The organism is Streptomyces calidiresistens (assembly GCF_014141525.1).
Classification (GTDB): domain Bacteria; phylum Actinomycetota; class Actinomycetes; order Streptomycetales; family Streptomycetaceae; genus Streptomyces; species Streptomyces calidiresistens.
In genome coordinates this window covers 1-4,657 of record NZ_VKHS01000432.1, presented here as the reverse complement: position 1 = coordinate 4,657, position 4,657 = coordinate 1, and the positions used below count along the sequence as shown (strand labels likewise).

The window sequence follows — 4,657 nt, the reverse complement described above, 5'->3', positions numbered from 1 at the left end:
CTCGTGGGCTCAGAGATGTGTATCAGAGACAGCGTATGCTCGGGGGATGACCACGAGCGCGCACCGCCCCGGGGCCACCGCCATGCGACGCGCGTTGCGTCGTGCCGAGAACGGCGTGACCCTCGACGCCACCGAGGCCGCCATCCTGCTCACGGCCCGCGACACCGACCTGGAACGACTGTGCTCGGTCGCCTCCCGGATCAGGGACGCCGGCCTGGAGGCGGCGGGCCGACCCGGCGTGATCACCTTCTCCAAGAAGGTCTTCATCCCCCTCACCCGGCTGTGCCGGGACCGCTGTCACTACTGCACCTTCGTCACCGTTCCCGGCAAGCTGCGCCGGGCCGGTCACCAGCCCTACCTGACCCCCGACGAGGTGCTGGACATCGCCCGCCGCGGCGCCGAACAGGGCTGCAAGGAGGCGCTGTTCACCCTGGGCGACCGGCCCGAGGACCGATGGCCCGAGGCCCGCGAGTGGCTCGACGCGCACGGCTACGACGACACCCTCGCCTACGTGCGGGCCATGGCCATCCGGGTCCTGGAGGAGACCGGCCTGCTGCCCCACCTCAACCCCGGGGTGCTGGGCTGGGCCGACTTCCAGCGGCTCAAGCCGGTGGCGCCCTCGATGGGCATGATGCTGGAGACCACCGCCGAGCGACTGTGGTCCGAGCCCGGCGGGCCCCACCACGGCTCCCCCGACAAGGAGCCCGCCGTGCGACTGCGGGTGCTGGAGGACGCCGGACGGTCGGCCGTCCCCTTCACCACCGGTCTGCTGATCGGCATAGGGGAGACCGTCGGGGAACGGGCCGAGTCCCTCTTCGCGCTGCGCCGGGTGGCCCGCGCCCACCGGGGCGTGCAGGAGGTCATCGTCCAGAACTTCCGGGCCAAACCGGACACCGCCATGCGGGGCGTTCCCGACGCCGAACTGTCCGAGTTGGCCGCGGCGATCGCCGTGACCCGGCTGCTGCTGGGGCCCGACGCCCGCATCCAGGCCCCGCCGAACCTCGCCGACGAGCAGTACGCCCTGCTGCTGGCCGCCGGGATCGACGACTGGGGCGGCGTCTCCCCGCTCACCCCCGACCACGTCAACCCCGAGCGGCCCTGGCCGCACATCGACGAGCTGGCCCGGCGCACCGCCGACGCCGGTTTCGTGCTGCGCGAACGCCTCACCGTCTACCCGGAGTTCATCCGGCGCGGCGAGCCCTGGCTGGACCCCCGGGTGCTGCCGCACGTCACCGCGCTCGCCGATCCGGAGACCGGTCTCGCCGACGAGTCGGCCCGTCCCGTGGGACGTCCCTGGCAGGAGCCGGACCGCCCGCTGACCGCGTCGGGCCGCACCGACCTGCACCGCACCATCGACACCGAGGGCCGCACCGGTGACCGTCGGGCCGACTTCGACGAGGTCTACGGCGACTGGGAGGAACTGCGCCGCAGCGCCGCCCCCGGCATGGTCCCCGAGCGGGTGGAGGGCGACCTGCGCGCCGCGCTGTCCACCGCCGCCGACGACCCCACCGCGCTGACCGACGAGCAGGCCCTGGCGCTGCTGCACGCCGACGGCCCGGCCCTGGACGCGCTGTGCCGGATCGCGGACGACCTGAGGCGCGACACCGTCGGCGACGAGGTGACCCTCGTCGTCACCCGCAACATCAACTTCACCAACGTCTGCTACACCGGATGCCGGTTCTGCGCCTTCGCCCAGCGGCGCACCGACGCCGACGCCTACACGCTCTCCCTGGAGCAGGTCGCCGAGCGGGCCGCCGGCGCCTGGGAGGTGGGCGCGGTGGAGGTGTGCATGCAGGGCGGCATCCACCCCGACCTGCCGGGCACCGCCTACTTCGACCTGGTGCGGGCCGTGAAGGAGCGGGTGCCGGACATCCACGTGCACGCCTTCTCGCCCATGGAGGTGGTCAACGGCGCCTCCCGGACCGGCCTGTCGATCCGCGAGTGGCTGATCGCGGCCCGTGAGGCGGGGCTGGACTCCATCCCCGGTACCGCCGCCGAGATCCTGGACGACGAGGTCCGGTGGATCCTCACCAAGGGCAAGCTGCCCGCCGCCACCTGGATCGAGGTCGTCTCCACCGCCCACGAGGTGGGACTGCGCTCCTCCTCCACGATGATGTACGGCCACGTGGACCAACCCCGGCACTGGCTGGGGCACCTGCGCACCCTGGCGGCGGTGCAGCGGGCGAACGAGGAGAAGGGTGTGGCGGGCTTCACCGAGTTCGTGACCCTGCCCTTCATCCACACCAACGCACCGGTCTACCTGGCCGGCATCGCCCGCCCGGGGCCGTCCCCGCGCGACAACCTGGCGGTCACCGCCATGGCGCGGCTGCTGCTGCATCCGCACATCACCAACATCCAGACCAGTTGGGTCAAGCTCGGTGCCGAGGGCGCGGCGCGGATGCTCCGCTCGGGCGCCAACGACCTGGGCGGCACGTTGATGGAGGAGACCATCTCCCGGATGGCGGGCTCCCGGTACGGCTCCCACCGCTCGGTGGCGGACCTGCGGGCCATCGCGGAGGCGGCCGGCCGGCCCTCCCGGTTGCGGACCACCGACTACGGGCCGGTGCCCGAGGAGCGACGGCTGCGGGCCCTGGAACAGGACGGTCGGCTGCCGGAGCTGCTGCCCCTGGTGGACTGAGCCCGCCCCGCCCGCCGGCCGGCCCGTTCCGGCCCTTCCGCCCGGGCCCGGCCCTCCGGTTCGCCCGGTCCGCTCCCCGCCGGGGACCGGGCCGGGTGTGACCGGTTCCACACCGCGGTGTCGAGGCACTCCTGACGGACGGCGCCGGCTCCCCTACCCTGCCGGAGGGGCTCGTCCGTCACCGACGGCCGGCCCCGGCGCGGCACACCCGGGAGGGCCGGACGGCCGGCCCGGGGAGCCGGGGCACCGGAAGAAGGGGCACGACCGGCTCGGCGGACGGGGAACGGACGGGGAGGGGTGCCGATGACCGCGGTGACGGCGACCGGCGGCGGTCCGTGGGGGCGGGCCGAACAGCAGGATTTCCGCAGCCGGGTGCGCGGTTGCCTGCTCGGCGGCGCGATAGGCGACGCGCTGGGGGCGGGCATCGAGTTCGACTCCCTGGAGGCCATCCGTGAGCGGTACGGCCCGCACGGGGTCACCGACTACGTCCCCGCCTACGGCCGTTTGGGCGCGGTCACCGACGACACCCAGATGACCCTCTTCACGGTGGACGGGCTGATCCGCGCGCACGTCCGCCGCGACAGCGGCGTGTGGCACCCGCCCAGCGACGTGCACGCCGCCCACCTGCGCTGGTACCGCACCCAGCGCGACTGGGGGCCGGACGAGCGCCGGCCCGGGGACGGCTGGTTGGCCCGCCAGGAGTGGCTCTACGCCCGGCGCGAGCCCGGCCGGGCCTGCCTGTCGGGCCTCGGCGACGCCCGCATGGGCACCCCGGAGCACCCCAAGAACCCGAACTCCAAGGGGTGCGGCACCGTCATGCGGTCGGCGCCGTACGGGCTGCTGGTCGGCTGGGACCCGCACCTGGTGCTGCAACTCGCCGTGGAGTGCGCGGCCCACACCCACGGCCACCCCACCGCCGGGTTGGCGGCGGGGGCGCTGGCGGTGATCGTGCACGCCGTCGTGCGCGGCGACGGGCTGGACGCCGCCGTGCAGAAGGCGCTGGCCCACCTCGCGGTGCGGCCCGACCACGAGGAGACCACCGACGCCCTGCAACGCGCCCTGGGGGCGGTTCGCCGGGGGATGCCGGGGCCCGAGCGGGTGGAGGCGCTGGGGGAGGGCTGGACCGCCGAGGAGGCCCTGTCGATCGGGGTCTACTGCGCGCTGGTGGCGGAGAACACCCGGCACGGCCTGCTGCTGGCGGTCAACCACGGCGGGGACTCCGACTCCACCGGCTCGATATGCGGCAACCTGTTGGGCGCCCTGCACGGCGAGACGGTGCTGCCCCCCGACTGGGTGGCGGGCGTCGAGGGTCGCGCGACCATCCTGGAACTCGCGGACGACTTCGCGATGGAGATGACCCAGGGCCCCGCACTGCACCGACCGGGGGACACCGGGGGTGTGTGGGCGGCCCGCTACCCGATCGGGTGAGCCGGTCGGCCGCGCCGACGGGGCCCGGGGGGGAGCGCCCGTGCCGGTGGGACCCCGGGGCCCGTCGGTCCCGGGGGCCGGAGGGGTCAGTCGCGGTCCGGGGCGCCGGGCGTGCCGGCCCCGGGCACCGTGTCCACGAACGCCGTCCAGGAGGCGGCGGGGAACGCCAGGCGCGGGCCCCCGGGCGTCTTGGAGTCCCGGACCAGGAGGGCGCTGGTGGCGGGGGAGAGCACCTCCACGCACGCGCCGTTGCCCCCCGAGTGGGAGGACTTGATCCATCGACGAGTCGGATCCTGCCGACCCTGCTGACCCTGCTGAATCGCCATGAGGTATTGCGGCCCTTTCCGTGCACCGGCGCCCGCCTTGCTGCGACGCCTGGGAGGGAAGGTAATGGGCCCCGGGGGGATTCGAGCAAACGTTTCACACGAATGAATGGCAGATTCGGCATATGCCTGCGGAACGTCCGTGGGCGTGTGTAGGGTTCGGCGGGCTTTTTCCCCCGACCGAAATCGATCACACGGGCGGGCATCGAGTCGGTGTTCCCGGTCGCCCCCTCCGTCGCCTCCTCCGTCACCCCCTCCGGGCCCGCCC

3 protein-coding genes are annotated in these 4,657 nt (G+C 74.1%); 2 read left to right on the top strand and 1 reads right to left on the bottom strand.

All coding sequences use genetic code 11. The features are described from left to right. Window positions 1-46: 46 nt before the first annotated feature. The gene (locus tag FOE67_RS16985) at window positions 47-2,638 is read left to right on the top strand and encodes a bifunctional FO biosynthesis protein CofGH (protein WP_182665195.1); all 2,592 of its coding nucleotides are present in this window, start codon (window positions 47-49) and stop codon (window positions 2,636-2,638) included. 303 nt (window positions 2,639-2,941) lie between these two features. Then, window positions 2,942-4,066 (top strand): ADP-ribosylglycohydrolase family protein, encoded by a 1,125-nt coding sequence (locus FOE67_RS16980; RefSeq protein WP_182665193.1) that lies wholly within the window; start codon window positions 2,942-2,944, stop codon window positions 4,064-4,066. Between the two features lie 86 nt (window positions 4,067-4,152). On the opposite strand, the gene FOE67_RS16975 is transcribed toward FOE67_RS16980, so the two are convergent. Next, window positions 4,153-4,392, bottom strand: coding sequence for a DUF397 domain-containing protein (locus tag FOE67_RS16975; protein ID WP_182665191.1), 240 nt, complete (start codon window positions 4,390-4,392; stop codon window positions 4,153-4,155). Between the last annotated feature and the right edge of the window lie 265 nt (window positions 4,393-4,657).